Origin of the sequence: Amycolatopsis sp. FDAARGOS 1241 (assembly GCF_016889705.1) — a bacterium.
Lineage (GTDB): Bacteria > Actinomycetota > Actinomycetes > Mycobacteriales > Pseudonocardiaceae > Amycolatopsis.
Map to the genome: position 1 here is coordinate 7,325,647 of NZ_CP069526.1, position 20,478 is coordinate 7,346,124.

Consider the following 20,478-nt stretch of genomic DNA (forward strand, 5'->3'; position numbering starts at 1 on the left):
GCCAACTGGTCCTGAGGAAGGTCGCTGCTCACGGGTGGTAACCCTAGCCGGAGCCGCCGACAGTTTCGCCTGGTCGTTCGTTCAGACCCCGGACGAGGTCACGGAGCTCTCCGAGGCTGATCGTGCCCGCCGGCTCGGCCTGCGCGGTTTCGACGCGGCGCAGCCGTTCGGCCGCGAGCCGCTCACCGAGCGTCGCGTCGAGCGGGAGGAAGGTCATCGTGGTGCGCGCCGCCTCGTCGAGCTCCACCAGCGCCGGGTGGTACACCGCGACGTCGACGACGTCCCCGTCCACCTGCGCGACCACCCGCACATCGCCCAGCGAGATGCGGTGCTCGCCGAGGTTCACGGTGACGCCCGCCGGGTCCGGGACCGGGGGCACCGAGTCGTGGTACTCCCAGATCGCGTCGTCCGGCGGCGCGGCGGCCTTCCACGCGTCGGTGAACGGCCGCAGCTCCGGGTCTTCCTGTCCGCTCACCACGAGGGCGTACACGGCCGTCCGGCCGCGTTCGAGCGAGAAGTGCAGCCGCGGGTGCAGGGCTTCGACCAGTTCGCACAGGTCGTGCTCCACGCGGTGCGGCTCGCGGTCGCCCAGCGCGGCGCTGACCTGCGGGAGCAGCTCGAACCACCTCTCCCAGAACGTCACCGCGGCCGCGTCGGCGTCGGACGGCACCGGCTGGTCGGGCCACGGCGTGCGCGGGTCGGGCGGCGTGCCGTCGACCGTCGGATCGGCTGAGCGGCGGCGGAACAAGCGCATCGTTTCGAGTATCCCCCGTTGTCGGTCCTTCACCGACACGCTACCGCGCGCTCACCACGTCTCGGGCGGTTCCACGAAACCCTTTCCGAGGTCGCGGGCCAGCGCCAGCGCTCGCCGCATCCACTCGCCCGTGGCCCCGGCCATCCCGCAGGTCGGCGTCGGCACGGCGCGGCCGGCCAGGATCGACCGGTTGAAGCCGAGGCGGTCGACGAGCTTGAGCACGGGGTCGGCCACGTCCTTCAGGCTCGGCCGCGTCCCCGGGTCCGTCGCCGGGACGAGCCCCAGGAACAGCACGGTACCGCTGTCCCACGTCTCGCCGATCTCGTCGAGCGTCTCGGCCGACGCCCCGCCGAGCAGCGTGACGTCGAAGGCGATCGCGTCGGCCCCCGCCGATCGCAGGAGGGCGAGTGGCGGCTTCGGCGCGCAGCAGTGCACGAGGACGGGCTGGTCCGTGATGGCCTTGACGCCCTCGATCATGGTCGTCAGCACTTCCCGGGCCTCCGGCTCGGGCACGGCGGCCACGTTCCCGTACCCCGACGGCGTCGGCAGGCTCCCGGCCAGCACCGCGGGCAGCGTCGGCTCGTCCAGCTGCACCACGACCGGTGCGCCGATGCGCGCCTTGAGCTCCGCGACGTGCTGGGCCAGCCCGTCGAGCAGCGAGGCCGTGAAGTCCCGCAGTGCGCCGCGGTCGGTGAGCACGCGGTGGCCGCGCGCGAGCTCGATCCCGGCGCCCAGCGTCCACGGCCCGGCCACCTGCGTCTTGACCACCGGCGGCGCGGCGCCGGCCTTCTCGCGGGCTTCCTGCACGGCGTCGAGGTCCCACTGCAGCAGGTCACGCCCGCGGCGGTGGTCGTGCCCGGGCCGGCCCGCGACGCGGTAGCCGCTCGGCACGACCTCGACGGCGAGGTCCACGAGCAGCGCGGCGGTGCGGCCCAGTAGGTCCGCGCCCACGCCACGCGCGGGCAGCTCCGGCAGGTGTGGGAAGTCCGGCAGCTCGCCGAACACGACGGCGGCCGCCTCGACCGGGTCCGTGCCCGGCATCGAACCGATCGCGGTGGCGGCGCCGTCGGGCCAGGCTCGTTCAGTCACGGGCGAATTCTCGCCGACCGCGTCCCGGCGAGCGGCACCGGCCTCTCCCCACTCACCCGGGTGAGCCGGACATTCGCCGCATATCCCTTTGCCAGCACCGATTTCGCGGAGACAGCGATACTCTGGATGGCCATGACGAGTCCCTCGCCACCACCGCCGGGCCGGCACCCCGGCGAGGTGAACCCCGCCCGGCTGCGCCGGTGGGACGGCGAGCCGCGGATCCCCGAACGCCGCTCGCCGCTCGTGGGCGGCACCCTGTTCACCGAAACCGTGCTCGTGGTCAGCCGCCGCGCCGCGGTCGTCGAGACCAGCGAGGAGTACGGCGTCTTCGACCAGCACGGCGCCCGCCTGGGCGGCGTGGCCGACGTGAGCCAGGGCTTCCTGCGCAAAGCCGCGCGGCTGCTGCCGAAGTACGACCAGTACGTGACGCACAAGTTCGAGGTTCGCGACGCCAACCACAGCACGGTGCTCAAGGTGGCGCGCCCGGCGAAGGACCTGCGCTCGCGCTACGTCGTCACCCGCGCGGACGAGACTCCGATCGGCGAGATCGTCCCCGCTCGCGGCACCGACGGCACGCGGTTCACCTTCGTCGTCGGCGGGCGGACGGTCGGCACGGTCACCGCCACGGGAGGCCAGTCCTGGGACGTCGTCATCGAGAACCACGCCGGCACCGAGATCGCGCGCCTCGGTGATCCACCGCCGGGCGCGACCGAGGACACCTACGTCGCCGAAATCCCGCGCCAGCTCCCCGAACCCCTGGCCAGCCTGGTCGTCGCGACGGCGCTGACGATCGACACCGCGCTGACCCGGGAAACCGCCTGAGCGAGTGACCGTTGTCTCAGGCCGTCCAGGTGGACAGGGCGCCGGTCAGCGCCCAATGTGAGGAAAGACGGGACGCCGGAGTCCTGCCTGGACGGAGGTCGCCGTGGAGCCGTTGCCCGAGGACAGCAACCGGAACTGGACGGAACCCGGGGTCTACGAGGTGGCCGCCGGCGTCTACCGGATCCCGTTGCCGTTGCCGAACGACGCGCTCCGTGCGGTGAACGTCTACGCCATCAGCGACGGCACCACGCTGGCGCTGGTCGACTCCGGCTGGGCGCTCACCGAGTCCCGCCAGCTGCTTTCCGACGCGCTGAAGGGCATCGGCGCCGAACTCGGTGACGTGCGGGAATTCCTGGTCACCCACGTGCACCGCGACCACTACACGCAGGCCGTGGTGCTGCGGCGCGAGTTCGGCAGCAAAGTGTCGCTGGGACAGCTGGAAGAACCATCCCTCAAGGTCACCGCGGATCCCGACCAGCTGCCGATGCAGGCGCAGGTCGAGCTCCTGCGCCACTGCGGCGCAGACGAGGTCATCGCCGCGCTGGCGAAGATGTTCGGCGACGTCCCGCGCCGCACCGACGTCGACCAGTGGGAGGACCCGGACGAGTGGCTTACGCCGGGCCGGCGCACGGTGCTGCCGAACCGCGAACTCGAAGTGGTTCACACCCCCGGCCACACCACGGGCCACGTCGTGTTCCTCGACGGCGCGGCCGGCCTGCTCTTCTCGGGTGACCACGTGCTCCCCCACATCACGCCGTCGATCGGCTTCCAGCCCGTGCCGGCGGATCTTCCGCTCAACGACTACCTCGACTCGCTCCGGCTCGTGCGCGCCCTGCCCGACCAGCGCCTGCTGCCCGCCCACGGCCCGGTGGCCGGCAGCGTCCACGAGCGCATCGACGAACTGCTCGAACACCACCGCCAGCGCTTGGAAACCATGGCGGCGCAGATCGACGCGGGCGCCAGCACCGCGTTCGACACGGCGAGCAGGCTGGGCTGGACCCGGCGCGGCCGCAAACTGTCCGAAATGGACGCCTTCAACCAGATGCTGGCCGTGCTGGAGACCGCGGCGCACCTGGATCTGCTGGTGTCGCAGGACAAACTCAGGGTGCAGACGATCGACGGGGTCCGCCACTACGGGACGAACTGAAACACTGGTCCCCATGCCGGGAATCACCGTGCGGCGCGCCCGCCGCGAAGACGTCGGAACCATCGTCGAGCTGCTCGTGGACGACCAGCTCGGCGCGACGCGGGATTCGGCCGACGACCTCGAGCCCTACCTGCGCGCGTTCGAGGCCATCGACGCCGATCCGCAGCAGCTGCTTCTCGTCGCGACGGACGACGACGAGCCCGTGGCGACACTGCAGCTGACGTTCATCCCGGGCCTGGCCCGGCGAGGCGCGCTGCGCGGGCAGATCGAGGCCGTGCGCGTGCGCGCCGATCACCGGGGCGCGGGTCTGGGCGGTGAGCTGGTGCGGTGGGCGATCGACGAGTCGCGCCGGCGCGGGTGCGCGCTCGTGCAGCTGACGTCGGACACCTCGCGCACGGCCGCGCACCGGTTCTACGAGCGACTCGGCTTCACCGCGAGCCACACGGGGTTCAAGCTGCGGCTCTGACCGTCCACTGGGGACTCAGCGGGTGCCGGAGATCTTCGCGCTGCCCAGCACGAGGTCACCGGCCCGCGCATCCGGCCGGTACAGCACCACGACCTGGCCCGGGGCGACGCCGCGCAGCGGTTCGCGCAGCTGGATGCTCACGCGGTCCCCGTCGGATTCCGCGACGGCTTCGGCGATCCCGCCGTGCGCGCGGACCTGCACGACGCATTCGGTCGGCCCGTCGAGCGCCTCTCCGCCGGGCCAGATCGCGCGGTCGGCGTCGATCGTGTGCACACCCAGCCCCGTCTGGGACCCGACCTTCACCGTGCCGGAAACCGGCTCCAGCGACAGCACGTACCGCGGCCGGCCGTCGGCGGCGGGAGCGTCGATGCCGAGGCCCTTGCGCTGGCCGACGGTGAAGCCATGGACACCGGTGTGCCGCCCGAGCACGGCGCCGGTCTCGGCGTCGACCAGCCGGCCGGGCCGCTGGCCCAGCCGGTTCTCGAGGAACTTCTTGGTGTCGCCGTCGGGGATGAAGCAGATGTCGTGGCTGTCGGGCTTGTGGGCCACGGAAAGGCCGCGCCGCTCCGCCTCGGCGCGCACGTCGGACTTCCACGAGTCGCCGAGCGGAAAGATGGCGTGGGCGAGCTGCTCCGGCGTCAGCGAGGCCAGCACGTACGACTGGTCCTTGCCCTCGTCGGCGCTGCGCCGCAGCTGCAGCTCCCCGTCGACGGTCGCCAGCCGCGCGTAGTGGCCCGTGGCCACGGCGTCGAAACCCAGCGCCATGGCCTTGTCGAGCAGGGCCTCGAACTTGATCTTCTCGTTGCACGTCACGCAGGGGTTGGGCGTGCGCCCGGCCGCGTACTCACCGACGAAGGTCTCCACGACCTCTTCGGTGAACCGCTCGGCGAAATCCCAGATGTAGAACGGAATCCCGAGGATGTCGGCGGCGCGGCGAGCGTCGTGCGAGTCCTCGATCGTGCAGCAGCCACGCGAGCCCGTGCGCAGGGTGCCGGGTTTCGCCGACAGCGCCAGGTGCACGCCGACGACGTCGTGGCCCGCGTCGACCGCGCGCGCGGCGGCAACGGCCGAATCGACTCCTCCGCTCATGGCGGCCAGTACCCGCATTACCTCACACCTCTTGCTTCTGGGTCTGCTTGCGCATGCCGGCGAGCCCCGCCTGCCGCGCCCGGGCGACGACCCCGCCGATCTCGCGCGCGAGCGCGGAGACGTCCTCCAGCGTCGACGTGTGGCCGAGTGAGAACCGCAGCGAGCCGCGCGCGGCGGCCGCGTCGGCGCCCATCGCGAGCAGCACGTGGCTCGGTTCGGCGACGCCGGCGGTGCAGGCCGAGCCGGTGGAGCACTCGATGCCCTTGGCGTCGAGCAGCATCAGGAGGCTGTCGCCGGCGCAGCCGGGGAACGTGAAGTGGGCGTGGCCGGGCAGGCGTTCGCCGCCGCCGTTGAGGACCGCGTCGGGCACCTCGCGCCGGACGGCTTCGATGAGCTCATCGCGCAGCTTCCCGACGCGGTCGGCGTACTCGGCGCGGCCTTCGGTGGCCACGCGCACCGCGGCGGCGAAGCTGACGATCGCCGGGACGTCGAGCGTGCCCGACCGCACGCTGCGCTCCTGGCCGCCACCGTGCAGCACGGGCGTGCACTCGGTGTCGCGGCTCAGCAGCAGGGCACCGACGCCGTACGGCCCGCCGAGCTTGTGGCCCGTCAGGGTCAGTGCGGACGCGCCGCTGGCGGCGAAGTCGACCGGGACGGCGCCGACGGCCTGCACGGCGTCGGTGTGCAGCGGGATCTCGTGCTCGGCGCAGATGGCGGCGAGCTCGGTGATCGGGTTGATCGTGCCGACCTCGTTGTTGGCCCACATGACCGTGACCAGGGCGACCGTCTCGGGCGACGAGCCGATGGCCTCGCGCAGGGTCTCGGGCGAGACACGGCCGTGGTCGTCGACCTCGAGCCACGTGATCTCGGCGCCGCTGTGGGACTCGAGCCACTCGACGGTGTCGAGCACGGCGTGGTGCTCCACGGAGCTGCACAGGACGCGGTTGCGCTCGGCGCACCCGCTCTGGCGCGCCCAGTAGATGCCCTTGACCGCGAGGTTGTCACTCTCCGTGCCACCGCCGGTGAAGATGACCTCCGACGGCCGGGCGCCCAGCGCGTCGGCGATGATCTCGCGCGACTCCTCGACAACGCGACGCGCGCGGCGGCCCGAGGAGTGCAGCGCGGAGGCGTTGCCCACGGTGGACAAAGCCTCGGTCATCGCCGCTACGGCTTCGGGCAGCATCGGCGTGGTCGCTGCGTGGTCGAGATAGGTCATCGCCTCCTCAGGGTAGTCCGCTCCGGCCGGTGACGAAGGTCGCCCTGGGCCCGGAAGTGGTCTGTCACACCTTCCGCGGCCACCGGCTCGTCAGCCGGACGCCCAGCACGGCGAGCAGAACCAGCGCGGCGCAGAGGATCGCCATCGCCGGCGCCGGGTGCACAGCCGAGGCGACCGCGGCGAGCAGCACACCCCCGAGGCCGATGAGCAGCGCGGAGCCGACCCAGTCGGCCAGCTGCATCGCGGAAGTGTTGAACCCGCGTTCGCCCTCGGGCGAATACCGCAGCAGCAGCACGGAGATCGACGGCATCCCGATGCCCATCCCGGACCCGCCGACGGCGCAGACCACGAACGCGAGCCACGCCGGGCACCACGGCTGCGCGACGAACCCGAACCCGAGCAGGGCCACCGCGACCAGTGCGAAGCCGACGCGCAGCGTGGCCTGGCGCGACGACCCCGGCCACGCCGTAGACCAGGGCGAGTGGTGACGGGTGCTGGACCGCCCACGTCAGCGCGGCGATCCCGAGCGCTGCGATCACCGCGGGCAGCACGCCGGCGCGCCGGGCCGAAGGCTCCGGGAGGTGCGCGGGCAGCCGCCGGACGACGACCACCAGCAGCGAGACGCCGATCGCCACGAGCGGAACCAGCCCCAGGAACACCCAGCGCCACCCGACGCTGACGGTGATCAGCCCCGCGACCGACGGTCCGATCACGGCCGGCAGGATCCACGCGGCAGCATTCGCGGCGTAGATGACCGGGCGTTCGCGGTCGGTGAACGTCAGAGCGATCAGCAGCGACACCGCGACGAGCAGGAAACCCGAGCCGAGGCCCTGCAGCGCGCGGCCGGCGAGCAGCGCCGGCATGGTCTGCGCGGTGCCGGCGACGATGAGGCCCGCGGCGAAGAGCGTGGGCCCGATCAGCAGCGCCGGTGCCGGGCCGCGGCGGTCACCCATCCGGCCGGACAGCACGGTCGCGACGACGCTCGCGATGAGGAACGTCGTGAAGGGCCACGAGTACAGCGCGAGGCCGTGCAGATCGGCGACGAGCGTCGGCATCGCGGTGGCGACGCCCAGGCCTTCGAAGGCCACCAGCGTGACCACGAGCAGCAGGCCGATCGTCGTGAGCCGGTGGTCCTGGCTCCAGAGAACGCCTTTTCGAGGCCGGCTTCCGCTGGTCCGGGCTTCCACCGTCTGGCTCATGATCGCAGACTGCTACCTCCATCGCGGTGGAGGTCAAGCGATTATCCCGCCGTCCGGTGCACCGGCGCCGCTTCGAGCCGCAGGTCGTGCGCGAGCGCCGCGGCCTCCCCACGGGAGCTGACTTCGAGCTTCTCCAGGAGGTTGCGCACGTGGAACTTCACGGTGTGCTCGGACAGCTGCAGCCGCGCGGCGATCTGCCGGTTGCGCAGTCCCTGCGAAATCCCCGTCAGGACTTCGAGTTCGCGCGCGTTGAGCCGGTCGAGCGGGCGCAGCTCGGGTGGCTCGACCGGGTCGAGCGGCAGCGCGGCGGTGATCGTCGTGCCCCAGCCTTCGACGGCGTCGATCTCCCAGCTGCCGCCCAGCGGCGTGATGCGTTCGGTGAGACCGGGATCGACGACGACGCCGGGCACCGCCGGGTCGTCGTCGCGAACGGTGATGCGGAGGGCGGAGCCGTCGAGACGCCAGGACGCGCGGATGCGGGTCGTGCCGGCGCGGTCCAGCGCGGCCATCACGAGGCCGCGCGTGACCGTGCGCGCCGTGTGGGCGATGTCCTGGCGCAGCCGGCGGTCTTCGGCGGGCCCGGCGAGGTCGACGGCGACGTCGGCGTGGCCGACGATCGGCGCGAGCTGGTCGGCGAGCACGCCGAACGCGGCGCGCGCCGGCTCCGCGGTCAGCGCCTGATCGCGGCCGGCCGCGGCCTTCAGGTCCACGAGCGCGCGGGCAGCCAGGTCGGTCGCGGTCTGGCGCGCGGCCGCATCGGCGAGCCGGCCGGAGCGCAGCACGGACAGGAGCGCGACGAGCGTCGCCGCGTGCGTCTGGCCGAGGTCGGTGGTGGTCTGGGCGCGCGCGGCCGCGGCGGCGAGGTTGCCGGCGAGCACGTCGGGGCTGGGGTCGACCGCGCGCTGCCCGGCGTCGACGCTGGTCAGCTGCCACAGCCGCGCGGAGAGGCGCAGCGCCGTGGCCGAGGGTTCGGCTTCGTTCGGGACGAGGGCGATCACCGCGCCGTTGCCGACGGCCGGGCGCGAGGCGAGCAGGACGACGCGGCGTTCGGCCCCGGCGAGCACCCCGTCGAGGACAACTGCTTCACCCGGCACGGCGCGTTCGGCGAGGTGGTCGAGCTCGGCGCTCGTGACGGCGTCGGTGACCGACTGGTCGCCGGTGACCTTGAACGGGCTGCGCGTGCAGTCGCCCGTCTGCATGGCCGCGGCGCGGTGCGGCAGCACGGCGGCGAGCTCGTGGGAGAACCGGGGCAGCATCTCGGGCCGCGGCGCGGAGACGACGCGCACGGCGACGTCGAGCACGTGCGCCGGGTCGGTTCAGGTTCCGTCCATGCGTCAACAGTAGGCGCGCCCGGGGTGGCGGGGGCTGCTCGTCCGGCTGGTGAACGCTGCTCGTCCGAGCGGTTCGGATCGGGCCGCGGCACAGTTGACTGGAGGAAACACGAACAACCGAAGGGGAGTACGAACGACCATGCGAGCCATCACCTTCGCCGAGTACGGCGGGCCGGACGTGCTGCGGCTGAGCGAAGTACCGGTGCCCGAGCCCGGCCCGGGGCAGGTCCGCGTCGCCGTGCGGCGCGCGGGTGTGAACCCCATCGACTGGAAGATCCGCAGCGGCGCCATGGCCGAGGGGTCCGCGCCGGAGCGCCCGCAGATCCCGGGCGCCGAGTTCTCGGGCGTCGTCGACGCGGTCGGCGACGGCGCGGGCTTCGCCGTCGGCGACGAGGTCTTCGGCTGGTCCGCCACCGGCTCTTACGCCGAGTACGCGCTGGCCGGGGCCATCGCGCGCAAGCCGGCGGACCTCTCGTGGGAAGACGCCGCGGCGCTGCCCGTGGCGGGCGAAACGGCACTGCGCGTGCTGCGGCAGCTCGACGTCAAGTCCGGCGAAGTGCTGCTGATCCACGGGGCGAGCGGCACCGTGGGCCGCTTCGCCACGCAGGCGGCCGTCGCGCTGGGCGCGACGGTGATCGGCACGGCGGGGCAGCGCAGTCTCAACGACGTCAAGGCGCTGGGCGCCATCCCGGTGCTCTACGGCGACGGCTGGCCGCAGCGCGTGCGCGAAGCGGCCGACCGCCCCGTGGCCGCGGTGTTCGACGCGTCGGGCCACGGCGTGCTGCCGGACTCCGTCGAACTGCTCGGCTCGAAGGACCGCGTCATCACGATCGCCGACGGCGCCGCCTTCGAACTGGGCCTGCCCTTCTCCGCCGGCGGTGCCAACGACGCGACGCCCGAGGTGCTGGCGGAAATCCTCCAGCACGTGGGCCGCGGCCTGCGGATCGCGCACGGCAGCAGCTACCCGCTCGAGGAAGCTGCGGCCGCGCAGCAGGAGAGCCAGGCGGGGCACCCGGGCGGGAAGATCACGCTCGTCGTGTCCTGACCGGCGGCGGGCCTGGCCGGGGCGGACGGTGGTCCGAACGGCCAGGCTCGGCAAGCCGGCCTGCCCGGGCCGGCAGCGAAAGGGCGGCTGGGTTCCTTCGACCGGGGCCATCGCACAACCAGCGCTGTCAGCGAACCGGCCACGGCTTCGGGGCAGCCGCGGAGCAGCACCAACCCGAGCACCCCGAGTGGAAGCCCCCATTCGTTTTCGCCTGTCGAATCGCGCGCAGGCAACCCCACCGGGAAAGCGCGGCTGCGGGCTTCTCCCCTCATCGAAACCGGCCCGCGAACAGCGGCGTGCGGGCACCGGCGCCGCGGCTCGGCGGCCTCGCGGCAGGAGAGCCAGGCGGGGGACCCCTGCAGGAAGATCACGCTCGTCGTGTCCCGACCGGCCGCGGGAGACGAAAACGCGGGTGCCCCGGCGGCACCCGCGTTTTCCGTGCGGTCAGTGAACCGGGTGCGCCTCGGCCTTCGAAGTCCCGATGGGCTTCGCCCGGCGGCGGCCCTGGGCCGGGATGCGGACGGTGCCGAGGGCGGAGTGGACGGACGCCTCGGCGAGAGCGGCCAGCGATCGGCGGTCCCCGGCGCGGCCGGGGGCGATTTCGGGGCACACGTGCGCCTCCAGGACCAGCCCGCGCAGCGCGGCGACCCGCCGAAGGGACGCGATGAGGGATTCCGGGCCGATGAACGCGGGCCGGCTGGTCTCGCGGCCGTCGGCGAGGCGGTAGCGCAACGCGATGGGGCGGACGGGCACACCGCCGTCGATGGCGGCCTGGAAAGTGGCCGTGGTGAAGCGGCCCGCCGCCAGGCCGCACCACGTGGTGCCTTCCGGCGTGACGTTCACGAGCGAGCCGGAGCGCAGCGCGTCCGCGAGTTCGGTCATGGTGCCCGGCAGCGTGCGCAGCCGTTCACGGTCGAGGAAGATGCTGCCGCCGCGGCGCACGAGGGTGCCCAGCACCGGCCAGGAGCCGATTTCGACCTTCGCGAGGGCGCGCATCGGGCGCAGCGCGTTGATCGCGACGATGTCCAGCCACGAGATGTGGTTGTTCACCACCAGCGCACCGCGGCCGGCGGGCGCGGCGAGGAAGTCCGCACCGCCGTGGACCACGAGCTTCACGCCGAACGCGCGCAGCACCGAGCGGAAGATGGTGCGCACCAGGCGTTCCCGGCCGCGGCCGCGCAGCACGAGCAGCAGCGGCGCCGCCAGGAGCGCGGTGAAGACGACCCCGATCGCCGACGCGAAGCGCAGGACGCGGCGGGGGAAGGAAACCGTCTCGAAGCCGTCGGTGAGGCAGTCGTCGCCGCAGGGCGACGTCGGCATCCAGGCGTGGCTCATACCTGAACCCCGAGGAAGAACTTCAGGTAGCGCTCATCGACCTGGTGCAGGTCGAGCACCACGAAGAAGTCGGCGACGCCGAAGTCCGCGTCGAGCGCGGGCGGGCCGCACACCGTCGCGCCCAGCCGCACGTAGCCCTTGATCAGCGGCGGCAGCATCGCCCGGTCGGGCCGCGCGATCCCGTCGGTCTCCCACGGGTGCAGGGGCGCGACGCGGCGCGTCTCGTCCGAGTAGTGCTTGGCGCGCAACACATCCCACACGCCGGCGGCGTAGCTGCCGCCATCGCTCAGCGGCACGGACGCGCAGCCCGCGAGGTAGCGGTGGCCCGACAGCAGCATGTACCGCGCGATCCCCGCCCACATCAGGCTCATCACGGCGCCGCTGCGGTGGTCCGGGTGCACGCACGAGCGGCCGGTCTCCACGAGCGAGCCACGCAGGCCGGAAAGCGCGCTCAGGTCGAACTCGCTGTCGGAGTAGAGGCTGCCCGCCAGCGTCGCACGGTCCGGCGGCAGCATCCGGTAGCAGCCGACGATGTCGCCGGTCTTGTCGTCGCGCACCACGAGGTGGTCGCAGAACTCGTCGAAGTAGTCGACGTCTAGTCCCGGTTTTCGGGAATTGAGCTGCGCGCCCATCTCCTCGGCGAAAACGCGGTGCCGCAGCTTCTGCGCGGCGAGCACCTCTTCGTTGTCGTGGGCCACGAGCAGGGAGTACCGCGGCGCATCGGCCGGAAGCTGGACACCCGCCTGATCAGTGCTGACGAGGAGCTGTGACGACGTCATGAACACTGTGTACCTGCCGCCGGGAAACCGCAGAGAGTGCCAATCGATGACCGATTAGTGCACGTTCAGTTAATTGCGGGTTCTCAGGCTCTTCTCAGGAAACACCGATGGCCGCTGAGCGGGACACCCAGCGGCCATCGGAGGGGAGCAGGTCAGCCCTTGCGCTTCTCGACCGCTTCGGTCAGCTGCGGCGCGACGTTGAACAGGTCGCCCACGATCCCGAAGTCGGCGATCTCGAAGATCGGCGCCTCGGCGTCCTTGTTCACGGCGATGATGGTCTTCGACGTCTGCATCCCGGCGCGGTGCTGGATCGCACCGGAAATGCCCAGCGCGATGTACAGCTGCGGCGACACGGTCTTGCCGGTCTGGCCCACCTGGAACTGCGCCGGGTAGTAGCCGGAGTCGACCGCCGCGCGCGACGCGCCGACAGCCGCGCCGAGCGCGTCGGCCAGCTTCTCGACGACGTCGAACTTCTCGGCCGAGCCGACACCGCGGCCACCGGAGACGACGATCGACGCCTCGGTGAGCTCGGGCCGGTCGCCGCCGACGATCGGCTCGATGCCGGTGATCTTCGCCGACTTCGCCGCGTCCTGGGCCGGGATCTCCACGGTCTCCTCGACAGCCGCGCCGTCGGCGGCTTCGGCCTCGACCGCACCCGGGCGGACCGAGACCACCGGAACACCCTTGGCGGCCTTGGACTTCACGGAGAACGCGCCACCGAAGACGGACTGGTCCACCGAGCCGTCGGCGTTCACGCCCACCGCGTCGTAGAGCAGGCCGGAGCCGAGGCGGACGGCCACGCGCGCGGCCACCTCCTTGCCCTCGGCGCTCGCGGCGACGAGCACGGCCGCCGGCGACGCCTGCTCGGCGAGCTTCGCCAGCACGTCGACCTTCGGGGTCACGAGGTAGCCCGCGGCGTCGTCACCCTCGGCGACGTAGATCTTCGCGGCACCGTGACCGGCCAGCGCTTCCTTCGCCTTGGCCGCGGTGCCCGTGGGCCCCACGACCACGGCGGAGGGCTCACCGAGCGCACGGGCGGCGGTCAGCAGCTCGAGCGTGACCTTCTTGACATCACCGTCGACGTGGTCGACGAGGACGAGTACTTCAGCCATTTTCCGGAATCCTCCTCGAAACCGTGTCTCAGATGAGCTTCTGCGCGACCAGGTACTCGGCGACCTTCGTGCCGCCGTCGCCCTCGTCCTCGACCTTCTCGCCCGCCGTACGCGGCGGCTTCGGGGAGGACTCGAGCACGGTGGACCACGCGTTGGCGAGGCCGACCTCACCCGCGTCGACACCGAGGTCGGCGATGGTCAGCTTCTCGACCGGCTTCTTCTTGGCCGCCATGATGCCCTTGAACGACGGGTAGCGCGGCTCGTTGATCTTCTCGCCGACGCTCACGAGCGCGGGCAGGTTCGCCTCGAGGTGCGTGATTCCGTCCTCGGTCTCGCGGTCGGCCTTCACCGAGGTGCCCTCGACGCTCAGCTGGCGCACGTAGGTCAGCTGTGGCAAGCCCAGCAGCTCGGCGAGGATCGCCGGCACGGCACCGCCGCGGCCGTCGGACGCCTCGTTGCCCGCGATGATCAGGTCATAGCCCTCGACCTTGCCGATCGCGGCGGCCAGCACCTTCGCGGTGGCGATGGCGTCGGAGCCGTGCAGCGCCTCGTCGGAGACGTGGATGGCCTTGTCCGCACCCATCGACAGGGCCTTGCGGATGGCGTCGGTGGCGCGGTCGGGGCCCACGGAGATCACGGTGACCTCGCCCTCGCCGGCCTCCTTGATCTTCAGCGCTTCCTCGACGGCCTTCTCGTTGATCTCGTCGAGCACGGCGTCGGCGGATTCGCGGTCAAGGGTGTTGTCGGCACCGGTGAGCTTCCGCTCCGAGTAGGTGTCCGGTACCTGCTTGACCAGGACAACGATGTTCGTCATGGGTCTTCTTCGACCTCCCGGTTGGGGCCGGTCTCTCGGCCGCGGGACAGTGCTCTACTGGCCGGTAGATTAGGGCCAATCCCGCGGCGGGACCCGCCGAGGTGACGGCATTCACCTGGATGAGCAATCTTCTGGGACCATCGTCCCGGTAGTCGACCGGTTAACCCTTCCAGCACACCGCTCGCCCGATCGGACCAACGGTGGGCTACTGGCAGTAGGCCGACAAGCGTTAACCTCCCGCACCATGCCCGCGCACATCGCCGTAGTCACGGACTCGACCTCGTGCCTGCCCGACAAAATCGCCGCCCGCTGGGGCATCGACGTCGTGCAGGTCCAGCTGCACGTCGGGAACCTCATGGACGACGAACACCGCTTCGACCGCGCCGACCTCATCGCTGCCATGAAGTCAGGACAGAACGTCTCGACCTCGCCACCCGATCCGGGCGCGTTCTTCTGGACGTACCAGGACGCCGCCGCGCGCGGCGCCGCCGCGATCGTCAGCCTCCACATCTCGGGGCGGCTGTCGGAGACCGTCCAGGCCGCGCGCGAAGCGGCGCAGCAGGTCCGGATCCCCGTGCACATCATCGACAGCGGAACGGCCAGCATGAGCCTCGGCTACGCTGCCGTGTCCGCCGCGCGCGTCGCCGCCGCCGGCGGCCAGCTCGTGCGCGTGCTCGAAGCCGCCGAACGCCGCGTCCGGTCCGCGACCGAGCTGATCTACGTGGACACGCTCGAGTACCTGCGGCGCACCGGCCGCGTCGGCGCCGCCCAGTCGCTGGTGGGCACGGCGTTCTCGATCAAGCCGCTGCTCACCGTCCGCAACGGAGAGGTGTCGCCGCTGGCCCGCGTTCCCGGCACGAAGCGCGCGATGAACCGCCTGGTCGACCTCGCCGTGAAGGCGGCGGGCGACCAGCGCGTGGACATCGCGGTGACCCGCTTCGGCTCCGACGAGACCGAAGTCGTCCGGCGGCTCAAAGAGCGCATCCCCGGCATCACGGAGGTCGTGGCCGGGGACGCGAGCACGGTCATCGGCGCGCACGTCGGGCCGGGCGCGCTGAGCATCACGGTGTCACCGACGAACTGACCCTCCGCCCGGGCACGAACAGCAGCACGAGCGGGACCAGCACGGTCAGCGCCAGCGAGCCGAGGATCAGCACCCGGTCGAGCGGCGCGTAGTGCCCGGCGTGCGCGAGGTGGTACACGAAGTGCGGCGCGGTGAACAGCAGCGTCGCGATGCACGCGAGCCGGGCGACGGCTGTGGTGCCGATCACGACGGCGCCGATCAGCGTCGCCGCGAGCGCCAGGCTCAGCGCGCCGTAGTCGCGGATGAGGTGTTCGTCGAAGGCGCTGTCCATGCTGACCCAGCCGTGGCGGAAGCCGGGAAAGTCCTGGTAGAAGCCCATGGGCGACAGGGTTGGCCACAGCCCCGACACCGCGGTGAGGAGACCGAGCAGGGCGAGCAGTACACGGGTCACAGTCCGTTGCATGCGCTTTGAACGAGCCGGCGAACGTGAATGTGACACGCGCTAGGGTCGCGCAGGTGACCCACGCAGCCACCCGAGCCGAGGCACTGCACCTCACAGGCGAACGGACCGTCCCGGGCATCCCCGAGGAGAACTACTGGTTCCGCCGCCACGAGGCCGCCTACCTCGCCCTGCTCCCCCACTGCGCCGGCGCGACGGTGCTGGAGGCCGGCTGCGGTGAGGGCTACGGCGCGGGGCTGATCGCGACGAAGGCGAAGCGCGTGCTGGCCCTGGACCACGACGTGCCGACCACGGAGCACGTGCGGCGCCGCTACCCGGACGTCGCGGTGGCGCGGGCGAACCTGGTGCACCTGCCGCTGGCCGCCGGGTCCGTCGACGTGGTCGCGAACTTCCAGGTCATCGAGCACCTGTGGGACCAGGCCGGGTTCCTCGCCGAATGCTTCCGCGTGCTGCGCCCGGGCGGGAAGCTGCTGGTCACCACACCCAACCGGCTCACCTTCACGCCGGACTCCGACACGCCGCTGAACCCGTTCCACACCCGTGAGCTCGCACCGTCCGAACTGGACGGTCTGTTGCGCGCCGCCGGCTTCGCCGTCGAGACGCTGCACGGTCTGCACCACGCGGAGAGCCTGAGGGAACTCGAGCAGCGCCACGGCGGCTCGATCATCGACGCGCAGCTCGCCGTCGTCATGGGCTCACTGCCGGGCCAGGCCGTCTGGCCGGCGGACCTGCTTGCCGACGTCGCCGCGATCCGCGCCGGCGACTTTTCGATCGGCGCCGACGACGTGAACGCAAGCCTCGACCTCCTCGTCGTGGCGGTGCGCCCGTGAGCCCGGCGCCTGCCGAGGGGACCTTCTGCCTCGTTCTGCACAGCCACCTGCCCTGGCTGCCGCACCACGGCAGCTGGCCGGTGGGCGAGGAGTGGCTCTACCAGGCGTGGACGCACTCGTACCTGCCGCTCGTCGACTTGCTGCAGCGCTTCGCCGCCGAAGGCCGCCGTGACGTGCTGACGCTCGGCATGACCCCCGTGCTCGCGGCGCAGCTGGACGACCCGTACGCGATCAGTGCGTGCCACGACTGGCTCGGCCACTGGCAGCTGCGCGCGCGGCACGCGGCGACGCTGTGGGGCGGGGACCCGCTGCTGCGCGACCTGGCCGCGGCCGAGCACCAGGCAGCCGTACGCGCGACCGAAGTCCTGGAAACGCAGTGGCGCCACGGGTTCTCCCCGATGCTGCGGTCGCTTGTGGACAGTGACACCGTCGAACTGCTCGGTGGGCCGCTCGCCCACCCGTTCCAGCCGCTGCTCGACGAGCGTGTCCGCGCGTTCTTCCTGGGCGAAGGACTGGCCGACACCGCGCTGCGCCTCGGGACGCGACCGGCGGGCATCTGGGCGCCGGAGTGCGGGTACGAGCCGGGAATGGAGCACGGGTACGCCGCCGCGGGCGTCCGCCGGTTCCTGGTCGACGGGCCGTCGCTGCGCGGCGATACGTCCGCCGCGCACCCGGTCGGCAGCTCCGACGTCGTGTGCTTCGGCCGCGACCTCGAGGTGACTTACCGTGTGTGGTCACCGAAGGCCGGCTACCCCGGGCACGCCGCGTACCGCGACTTCCACACGTGGGCGCACGAAGTGGGCCTGAAATCCTCGCGCGTGACGGGCAAGCAGGTGCCCTCCCACGAAAAGGCGCCGTACGACCCGGGGCTGGCCGCGGACGTCCTCGGTGTGCACGTGAAGGACTTCGTCGACACGGTCGTCGCGCGACTGCGGTCGCTGCGGGAGCAGCACGGCCGGGAGTCGCTGGTGGTGGCGGCCTACGACACGGAGCTGTTCGGCCACTGGTGGCACGAGGGGCCGGCGTGGCTCGAGGGCGTACTGCGCGCGTTGCCCGAAGCGGGCGTGCGCGTGACGACGCTGCGCGGTGCGCTGGAAGCCGGCCACGTGGGCGAGCCGATCGACCTGCCCGCGTCTTCGTGGGGTTCGGGCAAGGACTGGCGCGTGTGGGACGGCGAACAGGTCGCCGACCTCGTGCAGGACAACGCCGCGCTGCAGAAGCGGTTGCTGGACCTCGTCGACGGCCACTTCGCGGAGCACGGGCGGACCGCTCGCGACCCGGTGGCCGACCAAGCCGTCGCCGAGGCGATGCTCGCCCTGTCGAGCGACTGGGCGTTCATGGTCACGAAGGACTCCGCCGCGGACTACGCGCGCCGGCGCGCCCGCGTGCACACCGAGCGCTTCGACGCGCTCGCCGGGCTCTTGCGCTCCGGCGACCGCGCGCGGGCGCTCGACGTGGCGGCGCAGTTCCGCCGCGCCGATGGACCGTTCGGGCAGCTGGACGCGCGCCGGCTGCTCGGACTGAACGACTGAAACCGCTGGAACGAGGGGAACACCGAGGAATGAGCATTCGCGACATCCCGCTGAAGACGCTCACGGGCGAGGACACCACCCTGGGCGCGCTCGGCGGCAAGGCGCTGCTGCTGGTCAACGTCGCGTCGAAGTGCGGCCTGACCCCGCAGTACACCGGGCTCGAGCGCCTGCAGGAACGCTTCGGCGACAAGGGGTTCTCCGTCGTCGGGTTCCCGTGCAACCAGTTCGCCGGCCAGGAACCGGGCACGGCGGAGGAGATCCGGACGTTCTGCTCCACCACCTACGGCGTCACCTTCCCGCTGATGGAGAAGATCGACGTGAACGGCGAGGGCCGGCACCTGCTGTACACCTCGCTCACCGAGACCACCGACGCCGACGGCGAAGCCGGTGACGTGCAGTGGAACTTCGAGAAGTTCCTGATCAACGCCGACGGCGAGGTCGTCGGCCGCTTCCGGCCCCGGACCGAGCCGGAGGACGACACCGTGGTCAAGGCGATCGAGGCCGTGCTGGCCGCTTGATCCCAGCGTGAGGGGCGGGGTCGGGCGACCCCGCCCTTCACTATGCCGGGTTTTCCGGTGGTTTCAGGGTTTCGACGGCCGGGAACGAGCCGCGCGCGATCACGGCCCGGTTGTGCTCCGCCGCGACGGCCTCGTCCAGCTTGGTCACCCGGCGGTCGTAGGTGAGCAGGCCGTTGACCTCGTTCTCGACGTCCGTGGTCTGGGTGTAGACCGCGCCCGAGAGCCCCAGCTCGTCGACGAGAGCCGCCAACCGCGTGCTGACTTCCGCGTAGCGGCGCGTGAGCTCTTCGGAGCCGGCGGTCATCTCGTACGCGTTGGGCGGGCCGGGCCAGCGGTGCTCGTCGAGCACGAGCCCCAGCCCGCCGTACTCGCCGTCGACCAGCGCGCGGTGGTCCTGCACCCGCGGCTCCCCCGGGCCGACGTAGGTGTGGTCGTCGTAGACGTCGCCGGCGCCGAGGTCCGGGCGGGAGAAGCAGCAGTTGATCCCGCTGTTGGCGACGACGAGCCGCGTCGGGTCCAGGTGCTTGACCAGCTCGGCGATCCGGGCCGTGTCGAACTCGCCCCAGCCCTCGTTGAAGGGCACCCACGCGACGATCGACGGGACGTTGCGCAGCTGCCGCACCATCGTGCGCAGCTCCTCCTCGAACCGCTCCTTTCCTTCGGGCACGGGGTCGGGAGCCGGGCCTGGCGGGCCGTCGAAGGACACCACCAGCGAGGGCATGTCCTGCCACACCAGCAACCCCAGCCGGTCGGCCCAGTGGTACCAGCGCGCCGGTTCGACCTTCACGTGCTTGCGCACGAAGTTGAAACCGAACTCCTTCGTCTTCTCGAGGTCGAAGCGCAGCGCTTCGTCGGTCGGGGCCGTGTAGCCGCCGTCGGGCCAGTAGCCCTGGTCGAGCGGTCCGTGCAGGAAGGTGACCCGGCCGTTGAGCGCGATGCGCGGCCGGCCCCCGGCGTCGGGAACCACGCTCACCGTGCGCAGCCCGCCGTAGCTCGCGACTTCGTCGAGGAGGTCGCCGTGGCGGTCGAGCAGGCGGACGGTCAGGTCGTAGAGGTGTGGGTCGTCGGGCGTCCACCAGTGTGGTTCGGGGACGTCGGCCCGCAACCGGGTGCCGGCGGCACCACGCACGCGCGCGAGCTCGGCCCCGCCCGCCGAAACCACCAGCTCGACCTCCACGCCGCCCGTGACCTGCGGGAACACGGTGAACCCGGCCAGGTCCGGCGTCAGTTCCAGTTCGGTGACGCGGTGTCCGGGCACCGGTTCGAGCCACACCGGCTGCCAGATCCCGGACGTCGGCGTGTAGCAGATGCCGCCCGGCGCGTTGCGCTGCTTGCCGAGCGGGAACGGCGCGATGTCCGTGCGGTCCTCGGCGCGCACGGTCAGCTCCTGCGGCCCGGCCGCGCGCAGCACGTCGGTGATGTCCGCCGAAAACGCCGAGTAGCCGCCTTCGTGCGTGGCCACGAGCTGGTTGTTCACCCAGACCCGCGCCGTTTGGTCGACCGCGCCGAAGTGCAGCAGCACGCGCTGCCCCCGCCAGTCGCCGGGGACTTCGAACAGCCGCCGGTACCAGAGCACCTCGTCGCGCCGGCCGATCCCGGACAGCGCCGACTCCGGCGCGAACGGGACCAGGATGCGCTCGCCGTAACCGACCGGCCGCGGCTCTTCGGGCGAAAAAGGCCACCCCGCGTAGTCCCACACGCCGTTGAGGTTCAGCCACCGCGGCCGCGTGAGCTGGGGTCTCGGGTACTCGGCGAGCACGTCTTCGGGGCCGACGCGGTCGGTCCACGGCGTCGGCAGGGTCACGTCCGCGCGCTGCCACTCGGGCTCGCTGGAAGTCATCACCTCCGATGGTGACAGAGATCCGGACGCGTGACAGCCGGGCGAACCGGCGATATTGACTGGCGAGTAACCTCTG

General features: G+C 71.9%; 19 protein-coding genes and 1 pseudogene. 8 read left to right on the forward strand and 12 right to left on the reverse strand.

Annotated elements, in window-relative coordinates; genetic code table 11:
• Positions 1 to 43 precede the first annotated feature (43 nt).
• Complete coding sequence (locus I6J71_RS35630) at positions 44 to 754, reverse strand: hypothetical protein (RefSeq protein ID WP_204090872.1); 711 nt, start codon at positions 752 to 754, stop codon at positions 44 to 46.
• Positions 755 to 805: 51 nt separating this feature from the next.
• The gene (locus I6J71_RS35635; protein ID WP_204090873.1) at positions 806 to 1,843 is read right to left on the reverse strand and encodes a methionine synthase; all 1,038 of its coding nucleotides are present in this window, start codon (positions 1,841 to 1,843) and stop codon (positions 806 to 808) included.
• A 132-nt stretch (positions 1,844 to 1,975) separates the two neighbouring features.
• Between I6J71_RS35635 and I6J71_RS35640 the strand changes: the two genes are divergently transcribed.
• The 3 genes from I6J71_RS35640 (at position 1,976) to I6J71_RS35650 (ending at position 4,278) form a co-directional block, all read left to right on the forward strand.
• Positions 1,976 to 2,665, forward strand: a complete 690-nt coding sequence (locus I6J71_RS35640) for a scramblase (protein ID WP_204090874.1) — start codon at positions 1,976 to 1,978, stop codon at positions 2,663 to 2,665.
• 103 nt (positions 2,666 to 2,768) lie between these two features.
• A complete protein-coding gene (locus I6J71_RS35645; RefSeq protein WP_204090875.1) occupies positions 2,769 to 3,812 on the forward strand; it encodes an MBL fold metallo-hydrolase in 1,044 nt (347 codons plus the stop codon).
• Between the two features lie 13 nt (positions 3,813 to 3,825).
• Positions 3,826 to 4,278: a GNAT family N-acetyltransferase gene (locus tag I6J71_RS35650; protein ID WP_204090876.1), complete on the forward strand. Its 453-nt coding sequence runs from the start codon at positions 3,826 to 3,828 to the stop codon at positions 4,276 to 4,278.
• 15 nt (positions 4,279 to 4,293) lie between these two features.
• Here I6J71_RS35650 and mnmA read toward each other — a convergent pair whose 3' ends face one another.
• The 4 genes and pseudogenes from mnmA to I6J71_RS35670 all read right to left on the reverse strand — a co-directional run bounded on the left by mnmA (position 4,294) and on the right by I6J71_RS35670 (position 9,038).
• On the reverse strand, positions 4,294 to 5,385 hold the full coding sequence (mnmA, locus tag I6J71_RS35655; RefSeq protein WP_204090877.1) for a tRNA 2-thiouridine(34) synthase MnmA: 1,092 nt from the start codon (positions 5,383 to 5,385) through the stop codon (positions 4,294 to 4,296).
• 4 nt (positions 5,386 to 5,389) lie between these two features.
• Positions 5,390 to 6,583: a cysteine desulfurase family protein gene (locus I6J71_RS35660; protein WP_204090878.1), complete on the reverse strand. Its 1,194-nt coding sequence runs from the start codon at positions 6,581 to 6,583 to the stop codon at positions 5,390 to 5,392.
• A 64-nt stretch (positions 6,584 to 6,647) separates the two neighbouring features.
• A pseudogene (locus tag I6J71_RS35665) lies at positions 6,648 to 7,782 on the reverse strand (MFS transporter).
• Between the two features lie 41 nt (positions 7,783 to 7,823).
• Positions 7,824 to 9,038 (reverse strand): LuxR C-terminal-related transcriptional regulator, encoded by a 1,215-nt coding sequence (locus I6J71_RS35670; RefSeq protein ID WP_204097394.1) that lies wholly within the window; start codon positions 9,036 to 9,038, stop codon positions 7,824 to 7,826.
• 214 nt (positions 9,039 to 9,252) lie between these two features.
• Here I6J71_RS35670 and I6J71_RS35675 point away from each other — a divergent pair, with 214 nt between their 5' ends.
• The gene (locus I6J71_RS35675; RefSeq protein WP_204090879.1) at positions 9,253 to 10,158 is read left to right on the forward strand and encodes an NADP-dependent oxidoreductase; all 906 of its coding nucleotides are present in this window, start codon (positions 9,253 to 9,255) and stop codon (positions 10,156 to 10,158) included.
• A 444-nt stretch (positions 10,159 to 10,602) separates the two neighbouring features.
• On the opposite strand, the gene I6J71_RS35680 is transcribed toward I6J71_RS35675, so the two are convergent.
• From I6J71_RS35680 to I6J71_RS35695, 4 genes are all read right to left on the reverse strand, one after another.
• Positions 10,603 to 11,493, reverse strand: a complete 891-nt coding sequence (locus I6J71_RS35680; protein ID WP_204090880.1) for a 1-acyl-sn-glycerol-3-phosphate acyltransferase — start codon at positions 11,491 to 11,493, stop codon at positions 10,603 to 10,605.
• A complete protein-coding gene (locus tag I6J71_RS35685; RefSeq protein ID WP_204090881.1) occupies positions 11,490 to 12,272 on the reverse strand; it encodes a GNAT family N-acetyltransferase in 783 nt (260 codons plus the stop codon). The genes I6J71_RS35680 and I6J71_RS35685 overlap by 4 nt, the downstream gene beginning before the upstream one ends.
• Before the next feature lie 152 nt (positions 12,273 to 12,424).
• The gene (locus I6J71_RS35690; protein ID WP_204090882.1) at positions 12,425 to 13,384 is read right to left on the reverse strand and encodes an electron transfer flavoprotein subunit alpha/FixB family protein; all 960 of its coding nucleotides are present in this window, start codon (positions 13,382 to 13,384) and stop codon (positions 12,425 to 12,427) included.
• Between the two features lie 28 nt (positions 13,385 to 13,412).
• Positions 13,413 to 14,198, reverse strand: coding sequence for an electron transfer flavoprotein subunit beta/FixA family protein (locus I6J71_RS35695; protein ID WP_204090883.1), 786 nt, complete (start codon positions 14,196 to 14,198; stop codon positions 13,413 to 13,415).
• A 244-nt stretch (positions 14,199 to 14,442) separates the two neighbouring features.
• On the opposite strand from I6J71_RS35695, the gene I6J71_RS35700 reads away from it, so the two are divergent.
• Positions 14,443 to 15,282, forward strand: coding sequence for a DegV family protein (locus tag I6J71_RS35700; protein WP_204090884.1), 840 nt, complete (start codon positions 14,443 to 14,445; stop codon positions 15,280 to 15,282).
• Here the strand turns inward: I6J71_RS35700 and I6J71_RS35705 are convergent.
• On the reverse strand, positions 15,260 to 15,685 hold the full coding sequence (locus I6J71_RS35705; RefSeq protein ID WP_204090885.1) for a hypothetical protein: 426 nt from the start codon (positions 15,683 to 15,685) through the stop codon (positions 15,260 to 15,262). The two genes, I6J71_RS35700 and I6J71_RS35705, sit on opposite strands and share 23 nt — an antisense overlap.
• Positions 15,686 to 15,738: 53 nt before the next feature.
• Here I6J71_RS35705 and I6J71_RS35710 point away from each other — a divergent pair, with 53 nt between their 5' ends.
• Genes I6J71_RS35710 through I6J71_RS35720 form a run of 3 tightly spaced genes read left to right on the forward strand, consistent with a single transcriptional unit; the run spans position 15,739 to position 18,562 of the window.
• Positions 15,739 to 16,512 (forward strand): class I SAM-dependent methyltransferase, encoded by a 774-nt coding sequence (locus I6J71_RS35710; RefSeq protein ID WP_204090886.1) that lies wholly within the window; start codon positions 15,739 to 15,741, stop codon positions 16,510 to 16,512.
• Positions 16,509 to 18,044, forward strand: coding sequence for a glycoside hydrolase family 57 protein (locus I6J71_RS35715; RefSeq protein ID WP_204090887.1), 1,536 nt, complete (start codon positions 16,509 to 16,511; stop codon positions 18,042 to 18,044). The genes I6J71_RS35710 and I6J71_RS35715 overlap by 4 nt, the downstream gene beginning before the upstream one ends.
• A 29-nt stretch (positions 18,045 to 18,073) precedes the next feature.
• Positions 18,074 to 18,562: a glutathione peroxidase gene (locus tag I6J71_RS35720; RefSeq protein ID WP_204090888.1), complete on the forward strand. Its 489-nt coding sequence runs from the start codon at positions 18,074 to 18,076 to the stop codon at positions 18,560 to 18,562.
• A gap of 40 nt (positions 18,563 to 18,602) precedes the next feature.
• Here I6J71_RS35720 and I6J71_RS35725 read toward each other — a convergent pair whose 3' ends face one another.
• Positions 18,603 to 20,402, reverse strand: coding sequence for a glycoside hydrolase family 2 protein (locus I6J71_RS35725; protein ID WP_204090889.1), 1,800 nt, complete (start codon positions 20,400 to 20,402; stop codon positions 18,603 to 18,605).
• Between the last annotated feature and the right edge of the window lie 76 nt (positions 20,403 to 20,478).